A 19,234-nucleotide genomic window follows, 5' to 3' on the forward strand; every position below is an offset into this window, starting at 1 on the left:
CCGCTCGAACAGCTCCCACAACTCGTCCGGCACCATGCGCTCGACCATCACCACACGAGCAGACTACCCAGTACTCCAAATGAGACGACGTCTTACACCCACCTACACCCCGGCGGTGTAAGGAGATTGCACCCTGGCGGGTCACTGTAGATCGCCGCCGTGCACGCGGGTCTCTGCTCTCCGGTTCTCTCGGCACGACACGGGAGAAGAACTCCTGCGCGGCCTGCTCGTCGAGTTCCCCGTTCGTGGTCGCGGACCGCCGCAGCGCTTCGCCCGTCACCTGGGCGGGGATGTGGAGCTGCTTGTCCACCTCGCTCATGATCTTGCCGACGTACCACTGGGCCGAGGTCGGGAAGTGCTGGATGGACCAGCTGAGCATCTTCGCCAGGGGCACCGGCAGGATGAGGTCGAAGGCCTTGAGCTGGCTGTCCCGGCGTTCGGCGACGCGCAGCGAGGGGGCGAAGTCGTCCAGGACGGCGTGGCGGATGGTCGGTCCCAGTGCGTCGGTCTGGATGATTCGCCTGAGGCTGTCGGCGACCTCGAAAGCCAGCTGGTCGGCTACTTCTCGCACGCTAGGCTCGTTGCGCTGGCGAAGGACCCAGCGCTTTCGGATGTCCAGGCGCTTCCACAGAAAGCTGAAGAAGGTCTCGCTGAACCGGTCGCGGACCTGGGCCCCCGGGGGCGAGACAGTGCCGGGCGCCGGCCGACATGACCTCCCGCAGTCCCTCGGAGGAACGGCGCCTGGCTTCCGCCCAGTCCTCGGCCACCGGACGAGGCCACTGGGCCCGGCCGCCGACAGTGGCCTGCGGCAGCGGGACGTCGTTCTCGCCCCGGGAGATGTAGCCGCGCAGCGTGGAGGCCGTGATGCCGACCCGGGCGGCCATCTCCGGCACGCCGAGCAGCCGGTCCCCGGCGAGTTCGGGACTGGCCAGATCGACGACACACCTGTCCAGCGGCAGGGGATCGTCCCGCTTCTGGTGGTGCTGCGCCCACAGCGTCAGGTCATCGAGCCAGTCCTCCGAGCCTGCGGCGGACGCATCGAAGGTGGCGACCTTGTACGTGCGCGCGGTCCGGGCGGGCGCGGCCGTCGAACATGTCGGCGGCGTGGACGGTGGCCGTCGCGCGTGCGGTGTGGCGGGCATCGTCCTCGGTGACCGGGTCCCATATCTGTCCGGCCCGGTACCAGGCCTCGCCGTCCCACCAGTAGCCGCCGGCCCGGAACAGCAGCGGGGTTGAGCAGATCGTCACAGCGATTTCGAGACACGTTTTAAGGCGACAGTGGAAGCGGCCACCGCGTCCAGCCGAAGCGCGATGCGCCCGTCGGCAGGGCCCGATGCTGGCCGGGGAGCCACCCCGCGCGAGCCGGCACCGCCGCACAAGGCCGTGCTGGCTTCATAGGTGACGACGAAGAACGATCGTCGCGGGATTTCGGCAGCAGAGGGTGATCAACTGGCTGCGGAATGTGGTGAGAATCAGTAACACCCACCTCGGCGCTGCGCGTGTCGGCGGGCTTAGGAATGATGCTTCCGTTCGAGGCCGGTGGAGAGGGGCTGTGGTGGAAGACGAGCTGGGCGAGCTGATTCATCTGGCCGATCCGCCGGGGACCAGCGGCCACGTTGTCTCTCTGCGTGTGCTGAAGCTTCCATCCCCTGGCAGTGACATCTTGGACTGCGAGTTCGTCGTGGAGACCGAGACCGTCACGGGCAGCTTCCCCGTCTATGTCACGTCCGATGACCTCGATGACTGGGAGGAGGTCCTGGGGGTGCTCGCCGAGAATCGGTTCGTGTCGTGGTTTAACTCGGGTGGACGGTTCAGCTCAAGATCAAGCCGCTGCGCCCTGGTGTGATCGCGGTGTCGGTTCATGACGGCCCGTCGTCGCAGGTGACGCTCAACTTGCCCCTCTTCCGGGCGGCTGGCTGGATCGATGATCAGCGTGCGCGTCTTGAGAAGGTGCGGCGGGCGTTTGCGGGCTGACCGTCCTGGTGCGCTGCTGCTCAGCGCGCTTGTCGCTAGCTGCTTGCTGTTCGGCGCGGGCTCGGGTGGTGGCGAGGCGGTAGGAGTCGGTGCCGGTTTCGATGATGCTGCCGCTGAGCGACAGGCATTCTCGAAACTCACCTGCAGAGCCAGCCGTGCTCCGGATGGCACGCTGCCCTCGCCGCGCAGCGCGCCAGAGCCACGGCCCTGGACTCCGGAGGGCGGCGTGCAGATCGAGAAGAAGCCCGTCGGCGACGTGGTCGCCGGCGCGGGCGGCCAGGCGTACCTCGGGATCGACGAGGACTGACCGCCGCCGCCTTCCGGCCCCCGCCCCACCCGGCGGGGACCGCCGTCGTTCCCGGACCTGTAACAGCCACTCCCCCGCCCGCCGTTCCCCCCAGGCATGCCCGACCAGACCACGCGCTGGGCCGACGCCTCCCGCCGGAACGCGGAGGCCGCCGTTTCGCTTGCGCGTGTCGGAAACGACATATCGAGACGGCACCGGAGCGACAATCCGTTCACAGGCGCCCTGATCGCGTTCGCCGAGCCGCCCGACGCCGCCAGCGCGTCCCCTCGATCGCCGGAACAGGGTTTCGTCATAAATGACCGAGCGGCTCGGGGCGGGAACCCGGAAGCGCGGGCAGGGGAACGACGAGTACCGAAAGGACCGAGATGACTGACGATGTTCAGATCGTGAACCGCCGGCTCGACGCGAGCGGGAACGAGGCGCTGATCGGCATGGCTCGGATGGGCGCGGAAGCGTTCGGATACACAGCGGAGCTGCGGATCGACAGCGGCCTTGCCCAGCTCCTGCGTCTGCGGGTCTCGCAGCTCAACAACTGCACCTACTGCCTCAACCTGCACCACCAGGCAGCGCGCGAGGCGGGCATCCCCCGGGCCAAGATCGACACCCTGACCGCGTGGTGGGAGACCGAACTTCACTCCGAGGCCGAGCAGGCGGCACTTCGCTACGCCGAGGCGCTCACCCGCGCCGCCGACACCGACCGCGGCACGGCGTTCCAGCGCTTCCACGACGCGCTCGCTGCGCACTTCAGCCCCGAGGAGATGCTCGAGATCGTCGCCGTCGTCGTCAACATGAACGTCTGGACCCGCATCAAGCTTGCCGAGGGTGCGATGCCGGGCCCGGCGGATTGAGCGGCTTCCGCAGCTCCGTTCATCGGGGGAGGCGATGCCCTGCCCGCCGTCCCACGACTGAGCAACACAGCCAACCGGACCTGTGACGGCCGGAGCCATGGGTGGTGCCCTTGCGAGCAATCTTCGGTGTGATGCCACGAGCGCGGAGGAGGCGACGGTACTTGCCGTAGTCGTAGCCGCGGTCGGCGAACAGCCGCCACGATCGGAATGCGGTAGGCGTGACCTGGTTCAGTCCTGTGCCCCAGCGACAGCGCAACACACAAGATCATCAAGCATCAGTTGTCGCTTCGTAGGCTGGCCGCCCATGCCCTACGCTCCCTGGGGGGGTGGGACGTGGAGTTCAGGGCGAAGTTGCCGCGGTACGGGCGGCGGCCGGGGGTGCGGCGGTTGCCGTCTCAGCCGCGTCAAAAGAGACGGCAGTCCCTGCGCTCGCTCTTCTTCCTCCGTTTCCTGCTCGCGCTGCCCGAGGACCCCCTCGAGGCGTTCTCCGCGCTGTTCGAGCCGGCTCGGAAGGCTCTCCGCCTCCTGCTGCGGCTGCTGAACGGGCCGGGCATGCGCGGCGCCTGGGACAGCGACGCCGGACGGCTCGTCCTCGCCGTCCACACCGCCTACTGGACCAGGGACGCACTCCGCACGGAGGAAGCGGAGTGCCTGCTCGTGGTGGCGGACGGCAGGATCGCCGTGCGGGCAGTATGGCAGGACCCCTCGCAGGCCGTGTCGTGCCCACACGCGGGCGTACGCATCACCCCGTGGCCGCGACGACTGCGGCGCCGTGTGGACATCGCCTGCACCGACGGCTCCTGGCTGACAGTCCGCGCCTCCCACACCCGCTCTGCCGAACAGATCCGCGCCCATCTAGCACCTTGAGGTTTGGGTCCGCCGCCGCGAACGACAAAACCAGAGCCCCCGCCTCACAGACCGGCAATTAGACGGCGCCCGAACGTATCGAGTAGCTCTCCTGGCGATGTGCCCGGCGCCCGGCGGCAGGAGGTGCGGGACATCAGGTCGTCCACGGCGTGCCGGATGCCGTGCGCTCGGGACCTTCGGGCGGGCACGGCGGGCGGTGTGCAGGGCCCGCGTGTGCCGGCCGACGGCACCCAGGCCTGCCCGGCCTGCACCCCGGATACCGCGCTCGGCTTCGTCAAGGAATGAGTCAGGCGCTGCGTGCACGCCGCCCCGACGTCTTCTTGGCGACGGTCTTCTTGGCCGGCTGCTTCTTCACGGTCGGCTCGCCGCGGGACGCCTTCGTTTTCTCACCGACTCCGTGAGGGCCGCCATGAGCACGAGGACCAGCCCGGCTGCTCCGGCCCGGGGGGGCCTGCGGCACAGCCTCCGCGTGTGCAACCTCCGCGTCTGCCGGTCCACTCGATGACGGGCACCGGTCCACGAGCCCGACCCGGGCTGTGGCCCTGTGCCTCCGCTCCGACCTCGCCTTATCGTTGGCCTGGACTGTTGCCGAGGGTGACTGGTTCGGGAATGATCTTCCGCTGTGACCGTCTTCCTCGCCGTCGTGCTCGGTGTGTTCGTCGTCGTGCGCTGCAGCCTCTTCGTCACCCACCGCCGTGTCAACGCATGGGTAGGAGAGCAATTCGTGGCGTCCGCCTACGGCCTTCCGCCCCGTGAGCAGCTCGACCCGCGGCGCCCCGGCCCGCCTCCGCCGGCACACCGGAAGGAGGAGCGGCAGGCCGTCGCCGACGCTGCGTGGGAAGGAGACTGGAAGCCCGCCGAGCGCTACGTCCGGGCGGCGGGCGACGACTGGGACGAGCGCTGGGCCCGGCTGGAGCTCCTGCTACATGTCGCCCGGGAGGACGACGCCTGGCTCGACGCCTGGCGCGCGGCCGAGCCTGGCAACTGCGACGCGGCCACCCTCCACGCGAGCATCATGGTCCACCGCGCCTGGGAGATCCGGGGCATCGGATACGCCCACGAGGTCACGACCTCGAACATGAACCGCTTCCGCGCCATGCTCCCGGCCGCGATCGAGGAGGCACGGCAGGCGGCGCTGCTCGATCCCGCGAACCCGGGCCCCTGGGTCGTCATGGTCACGGCGGCGCGCGGAGCCCAGTACCGCCACGCGCAGTTCGAGCAGCTCTGGGAAGAACTTGTCGCCCGCGCGCCCCACCACTACGAGGGGCACTGGCAAGCCCTCCAGTACTGGTGCGCAAAGTGGCACGGCAGCAACCGGCGGATGATGTGGTTCGCCCGCAAAGCGGTCCGCAAGGCCCCGCCCGGCAGCCCACTCGCCGGGATCTATCTGCACGCGCTGGACGAGCTCACCGAGCGGTCCGCCACTGCCGCGCTGGCCGCCATGCCCATGGCGCGGAGCGTGATGAAGCAGATTGCCGCCTCATTCGACCAGGTCGCACCCGACGACGAGCGCCTGCCGGCCCTGCGCCATCTGCTGGCGCACTACATGCTCCGGTCGATGATGTACGCGCCCGCCCTGAAACAGTTCCGCCTGATCGGACCGTGGTGCGGCGCCCAGCCCTGGCGCAAGGACGGGAGGAACCCGGTCATCGCCTTCGAAACGGCCCGCGGCACGGCCGCGAAGCTGTCCCGGACCCGTCCCGCTCCGCCGCCGCAGGTCTACGGGATGGGCCGTTAGATGAACATTCTCAGAATCGACCCGACCGCGTCGCTCGTGCCCGTGACCCACAACCGCCGTACGTCTCGGGGATGAGTGCCTGTTTCTCGGCCCGCTTACTGGATTTGAAGGGGTCTAGTCGGACACGACCGACACGGCCCGTCCGCACGGCCGTAAGTTTCACCTTCGGCGCGTGTTGACCGCGTCGAACCACTTCAGTGGAGGGTGAACCAGATGAACGGCCCTGCCAGCCCCCTTGCCCCAAGCAGTGCGGGTGGCGCCGCCTCGACCTTCCGGCTGGGGGTGGTGCAGACCGCCGCGCCCGTGCTGGGCGGCGGTCTGGTGGGCACCGTGCTGACGTACGTGCTCGTGGCGGCCACCGGTGGGCGCATGGCGGCGGGGGAGTTGTGGACGTGGGTCTCGGCAGCCATGCTCGCGAGCGTGGTCGTGCTTGTCCTGTCCCCTCACTACCGTGTCGAGCTCAGCGACAACTTCCTCATCCTCCGCGGCGGCAGGCGCCGCGATATCGCGTGGCGGGACATCATCGGCATAGAGGTCCGGAAGACCGCTGGGGTCCGGACGGTGGTCGTGCACGTGTCGGATGGACGTCGGATACCGCTGCGCGCTCCAATGTCCCTTCTGGACCGCCGCTTCGACGACAAGGCCCAGGTCCTCGTGGACTGGTGGACCGCGCGCCGGGGCAGCCCCGACCGCGTGTAGCGACCAAGTCCGGGCGGCATACCCTCTGTGCCCCGATCGAAGCCGCCGTCAGCCCCCGCTCCCCGAACAACTGAGGCTGCGCCACCCCTCCGCCACCGGCATCGCCGGTGCGCAGCCCGGCGTGCATCTGGTGGCCCACTCATCCCGCGGGCGGCTCTCACGCCCTTACCGGGACCACAGCACCACAGGCAGCCAAGCCGCAAGCACCCCTCCCCCGGCCTGAGCACTCAGGCAAGCCGCCCGCAGCATCTGCCGCCCAGGCCGACAGCCATGCCCTCAGAGGCCCGCCACAGTCGCCTTCCCGCCCCAGCCTCACACCCCGCCCCCGTCCCGCCCCACCTGCTACCCAGGCAGGACGCAGCCTGCCCAAAACCCACCCAGGCTTCACCCCGCCAGACCGCACTGCCAGCCGACAGCCAGCGCAGCCATACAAAGCACCCGGGGAGCCCTTCGCCGAGCCCGCCCCAACTGCCCGCTCCCTGTCGCTGCAGGAAGCGGGCATTCGAACAACGAGCAGACACGCGCAGGAAGGCGCCGAGGGCTGTTTGCGGGACCCGCCCCGCACGAACCCCCTCCCAGCCCGGGCACCCATCCGCCAGGCCCAGCACTCAGCAAACGTCTCCCCACACAGGAAGCACAGACAGCAACCAGAAGAAGCCCCAGGTTTTTTCACGGACTGAACCGGCCCGACAAGGCGGAACGCCGCAGGATCGGCAAGTTCGACCCGATCGACGCCTACGCCGCAGCCCGAGCCGTTGTCTCCGGAGGGGCGACGAGCGCTCCGAAGGACGGGGCCATCGCCGGGGCTACAAACCGCGGCGCGCTCCGCGAACAAGGCCCGCACCGCCACGCTGAACCAGGTCGTGCACCTGCTGGTCACCGCACCCGACGCCATCCGCGCCAAGTACTGTGCTCTGCCCGGTGACAGCGCGTCGCCGCATGGCCAGGCTCCGACCAGCCGCCGATCCCGCGCACGCCCCGCTCTTGACGGCCCTGCGCACGCTGGCCAGGCGCGTCCAGAACCTGACCGAGGAGCACATAGCCCTGACCACGGAGCTGGACCAAATGGTCTCACCGTCCTCAACCCCGGCCTGCGCGCCGCTTACGGAGTGGGTCCGGACACCGCCGCCCGAATGCTGGCCACCGCCGGTGCGAACCCGGCCGGCTGCGCACTGAATCTTCCTTCGCCGCTCTGTGCGGCGCGGCCCCCGTCCCCGCGTCGAGCGGGAAGACGAACCGGCACCGGCTCTCCCGCGGCGGCGACCGGGCGGCCAACGCGGCCCTCTACCGCATCACGCTCGTCCGGATGGCCCGCTGTCAGCGCACACGCGAGTTCGTCGCCAGGCAGGCCGACGCCGGACACACGAAGAAGGAGATCATCCGGTTACTCAAGCGCGCCATTGCCCGTAAGGTCTTCCGGCTGTTGACCACCTTGGCCGAGGTACCCGACATCGCGGACCTCCGGCCGGCCCGGCAGGCGAAAAACATCACTCTTACCGCCGCAGCGAACCACTTCGGTGTCTGGCCCGCCGGCATCTCCAACATCGACGCGGCCTCCGCCGAGACGATGTCTTCGCCGATACCTACCGCCAGTGGCTCGCTACGGCTTGACCGACAATAGGAGCATCAAAGACCTCTTCTCGTCCGAATCCGCCAACCCCCGCCATCGTACGTACGACCGACCCAGAACCCGGACGACGGCACCCGGCCGCCGAGTCCTGAGTGTGCTCCGTCGCAGGTGGGCCCGTGTGCGGGCTGCCATGAGCCGACGCACCGGTGGTGGGCATGTTCGATCGGGCGGTGCGCAGGGAGGAGATGCCGGGTCGGGCGGTGCGGGCTTCTCGTCCCAGCGGGACTCTGGGTGGTCACCGAGCTCGCCGACCGACGAGCCGACGACGATCCCCTCAAGAGCCTGGGCATCACCGCGCCCGACGTCGAGCTCCTCACCTCGCGCTGGTCCAGCGTGACGGCCGTCGACCTCGACCGCCGGCCTACTTCGCCCTACGCCCGTGACACCGCACCCCCGATCGAAGAAGACGCCTTTGAGCAGCGAAGAGACCAACCGCACGGCATGGACGGCGTACGGACGGCATCACATCCACCGTGGCACCGAGATCCGCGATGCCGCCCGCATTTGCTGGGGCTTCTGGCCGAATGGCCCGGGCACCGAGGTCTTCGGCGATCTATCCGGCAAGCTGGTCCTCAACCTGGGTTCCGGGATGGGCAAGTACGCCGCCCACCTGGTGCGGGTTGCAAGCCCATCACGGAAGGCATCGTCACCTCCACGTCTTCCAGGAGCGACACGACGGCTCTCCTGGCCTGCCCCGTCCGTGCTCTCTGCGTCTGCAGGCAAGGAGCGGTGCACTGCCCGACAACCGGCGGCGCAGCGTCCGACCTAGCGTGACCGAGTTCCCTTTGCGTCAGTCACTCGGAATCGAGGAAGCAACTCATGCCGTACATCACCGTGGGCCAGGAGAACTCCACCACCATCGACCTCTACTACGAGGACCACGGAACTGGTCGGCCGGTCGTCCTCATCCACGGCTTCCCGCTCGACGGCCACTCCTGGGAGCGGCAGAGTGCCGTGCTGCTCGACGCTGGCTACCGCGTGATCACCTACGACCGCCGCGGTTTCGGGCAGTCCAGCCAGCCGACGACCGGCTACGACTATGACACCTTCGCGGCCGACCTGAACACCGTGATGGAGACCCTCGACCTGACCGACGCCGTCCTGGTCGGGTTCTCGATGGGCACCGGCGAGGTCGCCCGGTTCATGTCCCGCTACGGCTCCGCCCGGGTCGCCAAGGTCGCCTTCCTGGCCTCGCTGGAGCCCTGCCTGCTCAAGAGCGACGACAACCCGGACGGGGTGGCCCCGAAGGAGTTCTTCGACGGGGTCGTCGCGGCCGTCAAGGCGGACCGCTACGCGTACTACACCAACTTCTACAAGGACTTCTACAACCTCGACGAGAACCTCGGCACCAGGATCAGCGAGGAGGCCGTCCGCAACAGCTGGAACGTCGCCGCGGGCGGCGGCTTCTACGCGGCGGCTGCGGCACCGTCGACCTGGTACACCGACTTCCGTGCCGACATCCCGGCCATCGATGTTCCGGCTCTGATTCTGCACGGCACGGGTGACCGCATCCTGCCCGTCGAGGGGACGGCGCGGCCGTTCCGCAAGGCGCTCCCGTCCGCCGACTACGTGGAGATCGAGGGTGCCCCGCACGGCCTGCTGTGGACCCACGCGGAGGAGGTCAACGCGGCGCTCCTCACGTTCCTGGGGAAGTGACTGAACGGGAGCCGGGTCGTCTTCGAAGGCGAACCGGCTCCCGCATGTCTGCGGCGACTGTCTACACCGTCACCAACGCCATGTGGGCCGGCGCGCAGGGCATCGAGCTCAAGAGCGTGGCTCTGGAACTTGAAGGCGACGTCGACCTGCGCGGATTCCTCGGTTCGACGCCACAATCAGTCGGGGCGTGGACCAGGTGCGCGTCCATGTACACGCCGAAGCACCTGCGGCAGCCCGTGAAGCAGTTGGAGGGGCTCGTCGCCCTCGTCGAGAGCCGCTCACCCATCCGCGACACCCTCGCCAGCCCGGTCGGCGTCGTCACGACGCTTGCCTGATCAGAGCCGACCAGGTACGACAAGCCCATTGATCCCCGGGGCCGGATCAGTCATCAGCGGCGGACACGGCCTCGGCGGCTGCCACCCCGCCTCCGGCTGTGTCGAGTGACGGAGCGAGAGCACAAACTGCCCCATATCCCGTCCATGCGCGCCGTCGTATTCGGCGGCGGCTGCTTCAGCCAGGACTGATGCAGCGGTCGAACGGACAAGGCGAGTGGACGGGTGTGAAATCAGCCGGTGCCATCACAGCACCGAGATACTCGCCGCGCTTCCTCCCCCGAACGCACGACGCCGTAGCGTTGGCCCGCATTCGTCTGGTTGACGCCGTACACCGTGGACGAGGGGTCCAGTCAGCTCGCCAGAGCGACTCGTCCGGAAGCGGTGCCGGCACTACAGGGAGACGCCGAGGCTGATCGGGGGAGACGGAAAACGGCCACGCCGACAGGTATGGCACTGAACAGTTGGCTGCGCTACTGGACTGTTTCCTGCGCCACTGGACTATTCAGTCCTGTTCAACACGACACCCCAGGACCAGACAGCAAGAGGGGATGAAACAATGGGGAAAGTGCCTCTGTTCACCAAAGGTGAATTCCCCTTGCTGTTACATACTATCTATTGCCAGCATAAAGCCTCATGACTTCCGCTGCGGCTCACGCCTGCGGTCCGTTTCCTGATCTTCTGTCAGGTGTCAACGAGGCGAAGCGTCCCATGATGCTCTTCTTCCCGAGGCAACATCTCGTGCGCTCTTCGACAAGGCACCTGTATCGCCCGTTCTAGGCTGTTTCGCAAAGAAACCACCCCCCGAGGAACCAACGAGCGGGACACGAATGAGCGAGCCGTTTTCCCATGCCGCTGACGAGATCACGATCACCCACGAGATAGTGGTGCACGTTGCCGTCGCGGACCATCCGTCTATACCGCTGCCTGCACAGCTGCGCTACGACAGGACAGACCCCTACGCGGTGTGCCTCTCCATCGGAGGGACGACGACCGGAACGGTCGACTGGGTGTTCGCCCGCACGCTCCTGTCGGAGGGGCTGCGCAAACCGGTGGGCGTAGGAGATGTGCTGGTGATACCCCAGCATCGCTGCCATCGGCACACGGTGCGCGTCGTCGTCAGATCCACTGCGGGGTTTGCCCTGCTCGACATCGCGGCTACGGCGGTTCGCGCATTCCTGAAGCAGACTGATCTACTCGTACCAGCGGGCGCGGAGGAGCGCCATATCGACCTGGACCGTCTCATTGCTGAGCTCATGGCGGGGAGTGAGTGAGGGGAGACTGCCCGTCCGGAGAGCAGGCCGGGCATCCCGCGTACCGGGGCTGAGCCGCGACCGTGGTCTGCCCCGATCGTTGGCTCGCGGTCTGCGTGCCAGATTGCAGTCGGCCGAAGGTCTGGCTGAGTCGTACGACGGCGGTCGGCACATTGTCCAACAAACCGGGCCCTGCTCCTGCAAGGCATCACCGATACAGCCTCGGACAGTGTGGCCAGGAAAACGTCGTCGGTGGGGCGGTCCAGCCCGCCACCGGCTCATCGAGCGGCCGAATAGGAGGAGGCCGGCGCCCGAGCCCGCCAGGAGCAGGGAACGCGATCGCCCTCCTGCGGCACAGCCGTGTCAGGAAGCCGACCAAGCGTCACGCTTGCCTCCGAGCGCCCATGCACTTTTCCGACGCCGCACACTTGTCGGGCCGCAGGGCAGGGCACGTCACGTGAGCCCAGGCAGGGCCCTGACGGACAAGTCCCTCTGCACGCACAGTCATGGCGGCCGTCCCACTGACGCCTACATTTCCGAAAACCACTCATTGCTGGAACGAAGAGGCCCTCATGCAGTTCGGAATTTTCTCAGTGGGGGACGTGACCCCCGACCCGACAAACGGCCGTACCCCGTCGGAACGCGAACGCATCAAGGCGATAGTCGCCATCGCGTTGAAGGCGGAGGAGGTCGGCCTGGACGTCTTCGCGACCGGTGAGCACCACAACCCGCCGTTCGTGCCGTCGTCCCCGACCACGATGCTCGGCTACATAGCCGCCCGCACCGAGAAGCTGATCCTCTCCACCGCCACGACCCTGATTACCACCAACGACCCGGTCAAGATCGCCGAGGATTACGCGATGCTCCAGCACCTGGCCGACGGCCGGGTGGACCTGATGATGGGCCGCGGCAACACCGGCCCCGTCTATCCCTGGTTCGGGCAGGACATCCGGCAGGGCATCAACCTCGCCAAGGAGAACTACGCGCTGCTGCGCCGGCTGTGGCGCGAGGACGTCGTCGATTGGGAGGGCCAGTTCCGTACGCCCTTGCAGGGGTTCACCTCCACGCCCCGGCCGCTGGACGGCGTGCCGCCGTTCGTGTGGCATGGCTCGATCCGCTCGCCCGAGATCGCCGAGCAGGCGGCCTTCTACGGCGACGGCTTCTTCCACAACAACATTTTCTGGCCCGCTGACCACACCAGGCGGATGGTCCAGCTGTACCGGCGGCGGTACGCCTTCCACGGTCACGGCCGGCCCGAGGAGGCCATCGTGGGTCTCGGCGGGCAGGTGTTCATGCGGAAGAACTCGCAGGACGCCGTACGGGAGTTCCGCCCCTACTTCGACAACGCGCCCGTCTACGGACACGGGCCGTCGCTGGAGGAGTTCACCGAGCAGACGCCGCTGACGGTGGGCTCGCCGCAGCAAGTCATCGAGCGGACGCTGTCGTTCCGTGAGACCGTCGGCGACTACCAGCGGCAGCTGTTCCTGATGGACCACGCGGGGCTGCCCCTGAAGACCGTCCTGGAACAGCTCGACATCCTCGGCGAAGAGGTGGTGCCCGTGCTGCGTAAGGAATTCGCAGTCGGCCGCCCGGCCGACGTGCCGGACGCTCCCACCCACGAGTCGCTGCGGGCCGTGCAGGAGGTGTCGGCCGCATGAAGCTCGTCGCCGTGTCCGCGGGGCTGAGCACCCCCTCCTCCACCCGCCTGCTCGCCGACCGTCTCGCCGAGTCGGCCCGCGGTGAACTCGCCGATAAGGGCTACGTCGTGGAGACGGAGGTCATCGAGCTGCGGGAGCTGGCCGTCGCCGTCGCCAACAATCTCGTGACCGGCTTCCCCGCGCCCCAACTGGCCACCGCGATTGACGCAGTGACGAGCGCCCATGGCTTGATCGCCGTGACCCCCGTGTTCACCGCCTCCTACAGCGGGCTGTTCAAGTCCTTCTTCGACCTGATCGACCCGGACGCCCTCACCGGCAAGCCGGTCCTCGTCGCGGCCACCGGAGGCACGGCCCGCCACTCCCTGGTCCTCGAACACGCCCTGCGCCCGCTCTTCGCGTACCTGCGCGCCACGGTCGTCCCCACCGCGGTGTACGCGGCGTCCGAGGACTGGGGATCCGGCGGCGACGCGTACACCGAAGGCATGCCCTCCCGCATCCGGCGGGCGGGCGGCGAGCTGGCCGCCCTGATGGCCGCACGCCCGGCCGAGGAGACGCCGGAGGACGACATCACCGCGCTCGAACGGCAGCTTTCCGACCTGCGCTTCGACTGAGGCCGACTGGATCACAGAGCGTGAACATCCACTGGTCACCGCCTTAAGCGCGGTCTTGGCCACAACTGCGTCTCGGGAGACCGAGGAAGCGGTCTCACCGCACAATGACGACAAGTCCGGCCGCGCCGGCGTCGAGCAGCGCACTGCCCCGCCTCTCCGGGGACAGTGCGTCTGCTTCTTGACGTGCTCCCTGGCCTAAAGTCCAGGGATTCCAGCCTGGGTCGGCTGACCCTTCCGGGGGCTCCCTGCTTCACCGCGCTGTGCCGGGACTTTCGTCCTGGTCTTATCGGCGCTCCACGAGGCGTTTGGCGTCTCCGTCCGTCCGGCGGCGACGATACGGCGTCCCTCGAAGAGGACGTTGCGGGCTGCGTTGTGGTCGCGGTCGTGCACGGTGCCACATGCGCCGCACGTCCACTCCCGGACGTGCAGGGGCTTGGGACCGTCCCGGAATCCGCAGGCCGAGCAGGCCTGCGAGGACGGGAAAGCGCGGTCCACCTTGGCGAAGGTGCGGCCGTGCAGAGCCGCCTCGTACTGCAGCATCCGTATGAACGCGGACCATCCCGCGTCGTGAACGGACTTGGCGAGCCGGGTGCGGCCGAGGCCGGACACCGCGAGGTCTTCCACAAACACCGCTTGGTTGTCGCGGATGATCTGTGTGGAAGCCTTGTGGTGGAAGTCCCGGCGCCGGTCGGCGACACGTGCGTGCTGGCGTGCGACCTTGATGCGGGCCTTGGCCCGGTTCTTCGACCCTTTCTGCTTGCGGGACAGCTCCCGCTGAAGACGCTTGAGTTTCTTCTCCGCCCGGCGCAGGAAACGCGGGGCACTGATCTTGGTCCCGTCGGAGAGGACGGCGAAGGCGGACAGGCCGAGGTCGATACCGGCGTCGGTCTTGAGCTCGGGCAGGCTGTCCGGTTCGGTGTCCACGACGAAGCTGAGGAAGTACCGGCCACAGCTGTCCTTGGTGACGGTCAGGGACGTGGGCGCGGCCGGAAGCCGCCGTGACCACTTGACCTTGAGGTCACCGACCTTGGCCACGTACACCGTGCCGTCGTCCTTCAGGGAAAAGGCGTTGGTGTTGAGGCGGATCGACTGCCGTGTGTCCTTCTTCGACTTGTACCGGGGAGGGCCGGCCTTGCGGCCGGGCCGCTTGCCTTTGAGGCTGTCGAAGAAGTTCTTGTAGGCGGCATCCAGGTCCCGTAGGGACTGTTGCAGGACGACCGCTGAGACGTCGGCGAGCCAAGCTCGTTCGGCGGTGCGCTTGGCCTGGGTGATACGAAGCTGGGACAACTCCGCCGACTTCACGAACGGCAGTCCTGCCGCGTGTGCTTCCTTCCGGTCGCGCAAGCAGTCGTTCCACACCACGCGGGCACACCCGAACGCACTGGCCAGCGCACGGCGCTGGGAGGCGTCCGGATAGGCCCGGTAGTTGTAGCGGCTGCATGACCAGGAATCCTACTTACGGTTGGGGGTATTCGACGATGAGATGCTGACGCTCTGCGAAGAGTCCATGCGCAAGGTCTGCGAGGACTTCGAAGCGGAGCTGAAGGAGTTCAACGGCGAGCGCGATCACGTCCACCTCCTGGTGCACTACCCGCCCAAGGTCGCCGTCTGGAAGCTGGTCAACAACAGCCTTAAGGGTGTCTCCGCCCGCCGCATACGACAGGAGTTCACCGGCCGGATCAACCGCCCCATCATGCACGGGCACCTGTGGTCGCCCTCGTACTTCTCGGCATCGTGCGGCGGAGCACCGTTGGCGATCGTCCGCCAGTACATCGAGCAGCAAACCGTCCGCCCCGAACTGCACATCAGAGCAGTCTTGAGATGCATTCACCCCCGGCGTAAACGCCGGGGCTTTCTGCAAGAGTCCCGGTAAGACGCTCAGGCGTTCGGTGAAGGCCGGGGCGCCGCCCGCCCTCGTCAGGTGATGTGCCGCAGCAGCGTGGTGATCGCCGGTGGTGCCGCCCGGGGGGTGCCTCTATGTCCTTCGTCAAGCGAGTCGAGGGCTCCTCGGCTCGTAGAAGGTTCCGTCGCGGAGCATGGCGAACAGGACGCTGATGCGGTGGCGGGCGAGACGGAGGAGGGCCTGGGTGTGGGTTTTGCCGCGGGCCCGGCAGCGGTTGTAGTAGCCGCGGGAGGCGGGATCGTGCAGGGCCGCGAAGGCGGAGAGGAACATCGCGCGTTTGAGCTGTCGGTTGCCGCCTCTGGGGGCGTGTTCGCCGTGGATCGACGTTCCGGACTGCCGGGTTGCCGGTGCCAGGCCGGCGTAGGAGGCCAGGTAGGCGGCGGTGGGGAACGAGCTGCCGTCGCCGATGGTGGTCAGGAGGACTGCGGCGGTCCTGACGCCGATGCCGGGCATCGAGGTCAGGACCTGGGAAAGAGGGTGGGCCTCAAAGGCCTCGATCCGGGCCTCCAGGGCCCGGCGTTGTTCATGGACAGCGGCCAGAGACTTCGCCAGTGAGGGGACGATCACGTCGAGAGTGGCGGTGCCGGGAACGACCACGGTCTGCTCGTCGAGAGCGGTGAAGATGTCGTCGACGAGCCGCTCGGCCATGCGCGGGGCCCTGGGCCGGACGGCCTCGATCAGCCTGCGGCGGCCCGCCTTGCGCAGTGCTGCTGGGGATCCGTAGCGCTCGAGGAGCCAGGTCACCGCCTGGTGGTCCAGGCGCGGGCCGAGGACGCGTTCGAGGCTGGGGTGGAACTGTGTGAGCAGGCCGCGGATGCGGTTGGACGTGGTTGGCCTCGCCGGCCAGGTCCTGGTCGAAGCCGACCAGCATGGTCAGTTCGGCGGTGATCTCGTCGGCGAGTTCCAGGGAGCGCAGGGTGTGGGGCATGGTGCGGGCGGCGTACGCGATGACAGCCGCGTCGCGTGCGTCGGTCTTGGCCTCACCCGGGTAGAGGTCGGCGATCCGGCGCATCGCGAGTCCGGGCAGGTAGGCGACCTTGCAGCCGACGTCGCAGGCGACGGTCAGCGGCAGGGCACCGATGGAGGCGGGCTGCTCCACAACCACCAGGACAGTGCCGAACTTGGCCTTGAGCTTGTCGAAGACGGCCCGCAACTGGGGTTCGCCGTTCGGCAGGGCCTTGTCGAAGACCCTCTTCCCGGCCGGGGTGAGTCCGTGGCCGTGGTGGTTGCTCTTGCCGACGTCCAGGCCGAGGAAGACGCCCGTCTCGTCGATGTCGATCACCGTGCCCCCACATGCGTCGATGCTGTGCCGGCCTCGGCGGTGGGGCCGTTCGCGCGCATCCACGTTATGCAGACCTGCCGCCCGCGAGCTGCCCGGCATTTCACCCGGCCGGGCAGCGGCCGGACCTCTGATCAGCGTCTCCGACGGCACCCCTCGGACCCGGTGACACCACCCCCCAGGTCATCCGATCGACAGGGGGCAACAGTCATGCCGGACCTGGAGGCCAGCGGCCCTCTTGCAGGACCGCGAAGAACATAACGGGGCGTACCACCATGATCTTCCAGCTCGGAGCGTGCTGGCTGAACAGGTACTGGAGTAGATCGGGAAGCGGTCCGCAATGGACTTGGGCATGATGCAGACGCCCAGGTCGTTGCGGACCCGTTCGGCTGGCGGGGCGATGTCGTTCAACTGAACGTCGTGCTGCGGTCGACGCCTGCTGCCCGAAGAGCCGGGTCGATCGCATAGCGGATGGCCCAGCCGGGTGTGAAGTCCACCACGGGCAACTGGGCGATGTCGGCGAGCCGGACCTCGCCGTTCGGTGTCGCTCTGGCGAGCACCCGCCGGGGCGCTGCCAGCAGCACCATGTCCTCGCAGGACAGCAGCCGGTCGCGAGCCCACGCTGCTGCTGGCGGTCGGGTGCCACTAGGCCAGGTCCGCCGTGCCCTCTCGCAGTGCCTGCCCGATGTCGGCGATGGCCGCCTGTCTCAGTTGCACGACCACGCCGGGATGCTCCGCAGCAGGGCGGCCAAGGCGTGGTGGAGTTCCGCTCATCCTCCCTGCATCATGCCGGCCGTCACCCGCCCGCGCAGCTGCCCCCGTACGGCATCGACGGCCTCCCGGGCCAGTTCGGCGGCGCGGAGCGTTTCGCGTGCGGCGGGGACGAACACCGCGCCGGCCGGAGTGAGGGCGACGCGGTGTGTAGTGCGGTCGAACAAGGGGGTCTTAGTTCGCGTTGGAGAGCGCGGACCGTGCTGGACACGGCGGACTGGACCACGGGCAGCCGCCGTGAAACCGCCCGTGTCCGCCACCGAGACGACGACCTCCATCTGCCGCAGATCCATCATCCGCTCCCGGTCAAGCAGCGCTCCGTCCGCGTGAAGGCGACGGGCTTCGCTTGGCTGCATCGTATGCGGACGATGGGGCGTCCGCAGGGCCCGCGCCCCGGCAGGCGCTGGTGCGCGTGCGCCGGTTCACGTCCCTGCAGGTGCCCTGGTCACGTACGGTGGACCGACGGACCGCGGCTGCGGCCATTCCTCAGGCGCGGACCAGCGGTGTGTCGACCAGATGCTCGGCCAGGAACCACGCCTGCCGTTCGCCGGTCCGGATCACCTGGGAGACCAGCAGGTCGATGGTGCCGTCGTCACCGCACTCGGCGGTCCGGGCGGTTGCGTCATGGGCGTCGATGAGGATCGTCTCGTGGGCCTCCAGCAGCCGGGACAGCATGGCCGGCACCTCCTCCACCCCGTCCGGGGGCCGCGGGATCGACGTGATCTCGGCGACGTGCCGCGGGTCTCCCACCGCGACGCCGCCCAGCGACTGGACGCGTTCGGCGAGGGTGTCGATGATGTCGAGCTGTTCGCCCGCGTGTTTGTCCAGGACCAGGTGCAGCTGGTAAAAGGTCGCGCCGCGCATCAGCCAGTGATGCTTCTTGTAGATGCCGTAGAGGATCTGCGTGTCCGCGAGGACCTTGTTCAGACGCTGGCAGGAGTACATCCGCGCCTCGTAGGACAGAGCGATGGGGAACTGTTTGACGGTCCCGAACTCCTGGATCACCTCGCCCTTCTGGTGCAGCCGGGGCTGGCTGCTGTGTAGGGCTGGCGAGTTGGTGGTCATGGTCCCCTCCTGCGGAGCCGTGCTGTGCTGTGCGTACCCCGGTGACGCTAGGTGCCCGGTCGGAGGGTGTCTTGACCGGCAGTGCATGCGATGGTGCCCGCCAGCGCACTGTGCCGGTCCCTGTCTCGGTATTCGCTCTCGGTCAAGCATCCGTACGTCGGCGGGCTCGGGTCGCCTGCCGGCCGCCCTAGCGTCGGCGGAGAGTCCATGCCCGGAGAGCCGGCGGAACGAGGAGAGGCATGAGCGCCTACGAGCAGGCGGGTGTGTGGTGGTCGTCGGGCTTGGGCCGGGCGGCGAGTACGTCGCCGGCACGCTGGCCGAAGCGGGGCTGGACGTGGTGGGGGTCGAGGCGGAACTCGTCGGCGGGCAGTGTCCGTACTGGGCCTGTGTGCCCAGCAAGATGATGATCCGGGCCGGGAAACTGCTCCCGAAGCGGGCGGTTTTCCGCCCTCGCCGGTGAGGCGGTCGTGACTCCGGACTGGGGCAGGGTCGCCGGACGGATCCGTGACAAGGCCACCGACGACTGGAACGACCAGGTGGCCGCGGACCGCTTCGCGGCGAAGGGCGGTCGGCTGGCCCGGGGGACGGGGCGCCTCGCCGGTCCGCGCCGCGTGACGGTCGGTGGCCGTACGTTCGAGGCCCG

General features: G+C 68.3%; 17 protein-coding genes and 6 pseudogenes. 14 read left to right on the forward strand and 9 right to left on the reverse strand.

The features are described 5' to 3' along the window. Both ACIHAR_RS37215 and ACIHAR_RS37220 read right to left on the reverse strand, forming a co-directional pair. A pseudogene (locus ACIHAR_RS37215) lies at positions 1-571 on the reverse strand (hypothetical protein); the annotation flags it as partial. A 1-nt stretch (position 572) separates the two neighbouring features. After that, complete coding sequence (locus ACIHAR_RS37220) at positions 573-1,142, reverse strand: helix-turn-helix transcriptional regulator (protein ID WP_400023659.1); 570 nt, start codon at positions 1,140-1,142, stop codon at positions 573-575. Positions 1,143-1,555: 413 nt separating this feature from the next. Here ACIHAR_RS37220 and ACIHAR_RS37225 point away from each other — a divergent pair, with 413 nt between their 5' ends. Further along, the gene (locus tag ACIHAR_RS37225) at positions 1,556-1,846 is read left to right on the forward strand and encodes a DUF5959 family protein (RefSeq protein WP_400023661.1); all 291 of its coding nucleotides are present in this window, start codon (positions 1,556-1,558) and stop codon (positions 1,844-1,846) included. 5 nt (positions 1,847-1,851) lie between these two features. Continuing rightward, entirely contained in the window at positions 1,852-1,974 is a 123-nt protein-coding gene (locus ACIHAR_RS37230) for a DUF5959 family protein (RefSeq protein ID WP_400023663.1), read from the forward strand. A 34-nt stretch (positions 1,975-2,008) separates the two neighbouring features. Here the strand turns inward: ACIHAR_RS37230 and ACIHAR_RS37235 are convergent. Further along, positions 2,009-2,098: pseudogene (locus tag ACIHAR_RS37235) on the reverse strand (AAA family ATPase); the annotation flags it as partial. A gap of 548 nt (positions 2,099-2,646) precedes the next feature. On the opposite strand from ACIHAR_RS37235, the gene ACIHAR_RS37240 reads away from it, so the two are divergent. Continuing rightward, positions 2,647-3,129 (forward strand): carboxymuconolactone decarboxylase family protein, encoded by a 483-nt coding sequence (locus ACIHAR_RS37240; RefSeq protein ID WP_400023665.1) that lies wholly within the window; start codon positions 2,647-2,649, stop codon positions 3,127-3,129. Between the two features lie 67 nt (positions 3,130-3,196). Here the strand turns inward: ACIHAR_RS37240 and ACIHAR_RS37245 are convergent. Continuing rightward, a pseudogene (locus ACIHAR_RS37245) lies at positions 3,197-3,334 on the reverse strand (IS5/IS1182 family transposase); the annotation flags it as partial. Between the two features lie 182 nt (positions 3,335-3,516). On the opposite strand from ACIHAR_RS37245, the gene ACIHAR_RS37250 reads away from it, so the two are divergent. The 9 genes from ACIHAR_RS37250 to ACIHAR_RS37290 all read left to right on the forward strand — a co-directional run bounded on the left by ACIHAR_RS37250 (position 3,517) and on the right by ACIHAR_RS37290 (position 13,573). Further along, positions 3,517-3,996: a hypothetical protein gene (locus tag ACIHAR_RS37250; RefSeq protein WP_400023667.1), complete on the forward strand. Its 480-nt coding sequence runs from the start codon at positions 3,517-3,519 to the stop codon at positions 3,994-3,996. Between the two features lie 622 nt (positions 3,997-4,618). Next, a complete protein-coding gene (locus tag ACIHAR_RS37255) occupies positions 4,619-5,734 on the forward strand; it encodes a hypothetical protein (RefSeq protein ID WP_400023669.1) in 1,116 nt (371 codons plus the stop codon). Positions 5,735-5,938: 204 nt separating this feature from the next. Next, on the forward strand, positions 5,939-6,433 hold the full coding sequence (locus ACIHAR_RS37260; RefSeq protein WP_400023670.1) for a hypothetical protein: 495 nt from the start codon (positions 5,939-5,941) through the stop codon (positions 6,431-6,433). A 1,165-nt stretch (positions 6,434-7,598) separates the two neighbouring features. Then, on the forward strand, positions 7,599-8,054 hold the full coding sequence (locus ACIHAR_RS37265; RefSeq protein ID WP_400023723.1) for a transposase: 456 nt from the start codon (positions 7,599-7,601) through the stop codon (positions 8,052-8,054). Positions 8,055-8,882: 828 nt separating this feature from the next. Next, positions 8,883-9,719, forward strand: coding sequence for an alpha/beta fold hydrolase (locus ACIHAR_RS37270; RefSeq protein ID WP_400023672.1), 837 nt, complete (start codon positions 8,883-8,885; stop codon positions 9,717-9,719). A 44-nt stretch (positions 9,720-9,763) separates the two neighbouring features. After that, positions 9,764-10,054, forward strand: a complete 291-nt coding sequence (locus ACIHAR_RS37275) for a hypothetical protein (protein ID WP_400023674.1) — start codon at positions 9,764-9,766, stop codon at positions 10,052-10,054. Positions 10,055-10,881: 827 nt separating this feature from the next. Then, positions 10,882-11,325, forward strand: coding sequence for an SsgA family sporulation/cell division regulator (locus tag ACIHAR_RS37280; RefSeq protein WP_365468482.1), 444 nt, complete (start codon positions 10,882-10,884; stop codon positions 11,323-11,325). A 551-nt stretch (positions 11,326-11,876) separates the two neighbouring features. Beyond that, positions 11,877-12,962 (forward strand): LLM class flavin-dependent oxidoreductase, encoded by a 1,086-nt coding sequence (locus ACIHAR_RS37285; RefSeq protein WP_365468479.1) that lies wholly within the window; start codon positions 11,877-11,879, stop codon positions 12,960-12,962. Next, positions 12,959-13,573, forward strand: a complete 615-nt coding sequence (locus tag ACIHAR_RS37290; protein ID WP_400023676.1) for an FMN reductase — start codon at positions 12,959-12,961, stop codon at positions 13,571-13,573. Before ACIHAR_RS37285 ends, ACIHAR_RS37290 begins: the two co-directional genes overlap by 4 nt. Positions 13,574-13,768: 195 nt before the next feature. Here the strand turns inward: ACIHAR_RS37290 and ACIHAR_RS37295 are convergent. Beyond that, positions 13,769-15,007 (reverse strand): annotated as a pseudogene (locus ACIHAR_RS37295) (RNA-guided endonuclease InsQ/TnpB family protein); the annotation flags it as partial. A gap of 25 nt (positions 15,008-15,032) precedes the next feature. On the opposite strand from ACIHAR_RS37295, the pseudogene tnpA reads away from it, so the two are divergent. Continuing rightward, positions 15,033-15,356, forward strand: a pseudogene (gene tnpA / locus ACIHAR_RS37300) (IS200/IS605 family transposase); the annotation flags it as partial. Between the two features lie 204 nt (positions 15,357-15,560). Here tnpA and ACIHAR_RS37305 read toward each other — a convergent pair. From ACIHAR_RS37305 to ACIHAR_RS37320, 4 genes and pseudogenes are all read right to left on the reverse strand, one after another. Beyond that, a pseudogene (locus ACIHAR_RS37305) lies at positions 15,561-16,758 on the reverse strand (IS110 family transposase). A gap of 404 nt (positions 16,759-17,162) precedes the next feature. Beyond that, positions 17,163-17,342, reverse strand: coding sequence for a hypothetical protein (locus tag ACIHAR_RS37310; protein ID WP_365468471.1), 180 nt, complete (start codon positions 17,340-17,342; stop codon positions 17,163-17,165). 183 nt (positions 17,343-17,525) lie between these two features. Next, on the reverse strand, positions 17,526-17,693 hold the full coding sequence (locus tag ACIHAR_RS37315) for a hypothetical protein (RefSeq protein WP_400023678.1): 168 nt from the start codon (positions 17,691-17,693) through the stop codon (positions 17,526-17,528). A 319-nt stretch (positions 17,694-18,012) separates the two neighbouring features. After that, positions 18,013-18,591: a DNA starvation/stationary phase protection protein gene (locus ACIHAR_RS37320; RefSeq protein ID WP_365468465.1), complete on the reverse strand. Its 579-nt coding sequence runs from the start codon at positions 18,589-18,591 to the stop codon at positions 18,013-18,015. Positions 18,592-18,859: 268 nt separating this feature from the next. Between ACIHAR_RS37320 and ACIHAR_RS37325 the strand changes: the two genes are divergently transcribed. After that, the gene (locus ACIHAR_RS37325; RefSeq protein ID WP_365468462.1) at positions 18,860-19,051 is read left to right on the forward strand and encodes an FAD-dependent oxidoreductase; all 192 of its coding nucleotides are present in this window, start codon (positions 18,860-18,862) and stop codon (positions 19,049-19,051) included. The last annotated feature ends 183 nt before the right edge of the window (positions 19,052-19,234 follow it).

The sequence above is a fragment of the Streptomyces sp. NPDC052016 genome, assembly GCF_044548445.1.
Taxonomy (GTDB): domain Bacteria; phylum Actinomycetota; class Actinomycetes; order Streptomycetales; family Streptomycetaceae; genus Streptomyces.

Coding starts and splice junctions, on each gene's coding strand:
- ACIHAR_RS37220 (WP_400023659.1), bottom strand. CDS start 1,142: ATGCCCGCCACACCGCACGCGCGACGGCCACCGTCCACGCCGCCGACA.
- ACIHAR_RS37240 (WP_400023665.1), top strand. CDS start 2,647: ATGACTGACGATGTTCAGATCGTGAACCGCCGGCTCGACGCGAGCGGG.
- ACIHAR_RS37270 (WP_400023672.1), top strand. CDS start 8,883: ATGCCGTACATCACCGTGGGCCAGGAGAACTCCACCACCATCGACCTC.
- ACIHAR_RS37275 (WP_400023674.1), top strand. CDS start 9,764: ATGTCTGCGGCGACTGTCTACACCGTCACCAACGCCATGTGGGCCGGC.
- ACIHAR_RS37280 (WP_365468482.1), top strand. CDS start 10,882: ATGAGCGAGCCGTTTTCCCATGCCGCTGACGAGATCACGATCACCCAC.
- ACIHAR_RS37285 (WP_365468479.1), top strand. CDS start 11,877: ATGCAGTTCGGAATTTTCTCAGTGGGGGACGTGACCCCCGACCCGACA.
- ACIHAR_RS37290 (WP_400023676.1), top strand. CDS start 12,959: ATGAAGCTCGTCGCCGTGTCCGCGGGGCTGAGCACCCCCTCCTCCACC.
- ACIHAR_RS37310 (WP_365468471.1), bottom strand. CDS start 17,342: ATGGTGCTGCTGGCAGCGCCCCGGCGGGTGCTCGCCAGAGCGACACCG.
- ACIHAR_RS37320 (WP_365468465.1), bottom strand. CDS start 18,591: ATGACCACCAACTCGCCAGCCCTACACAGCAGCCAGCCCCGGCTGCAC.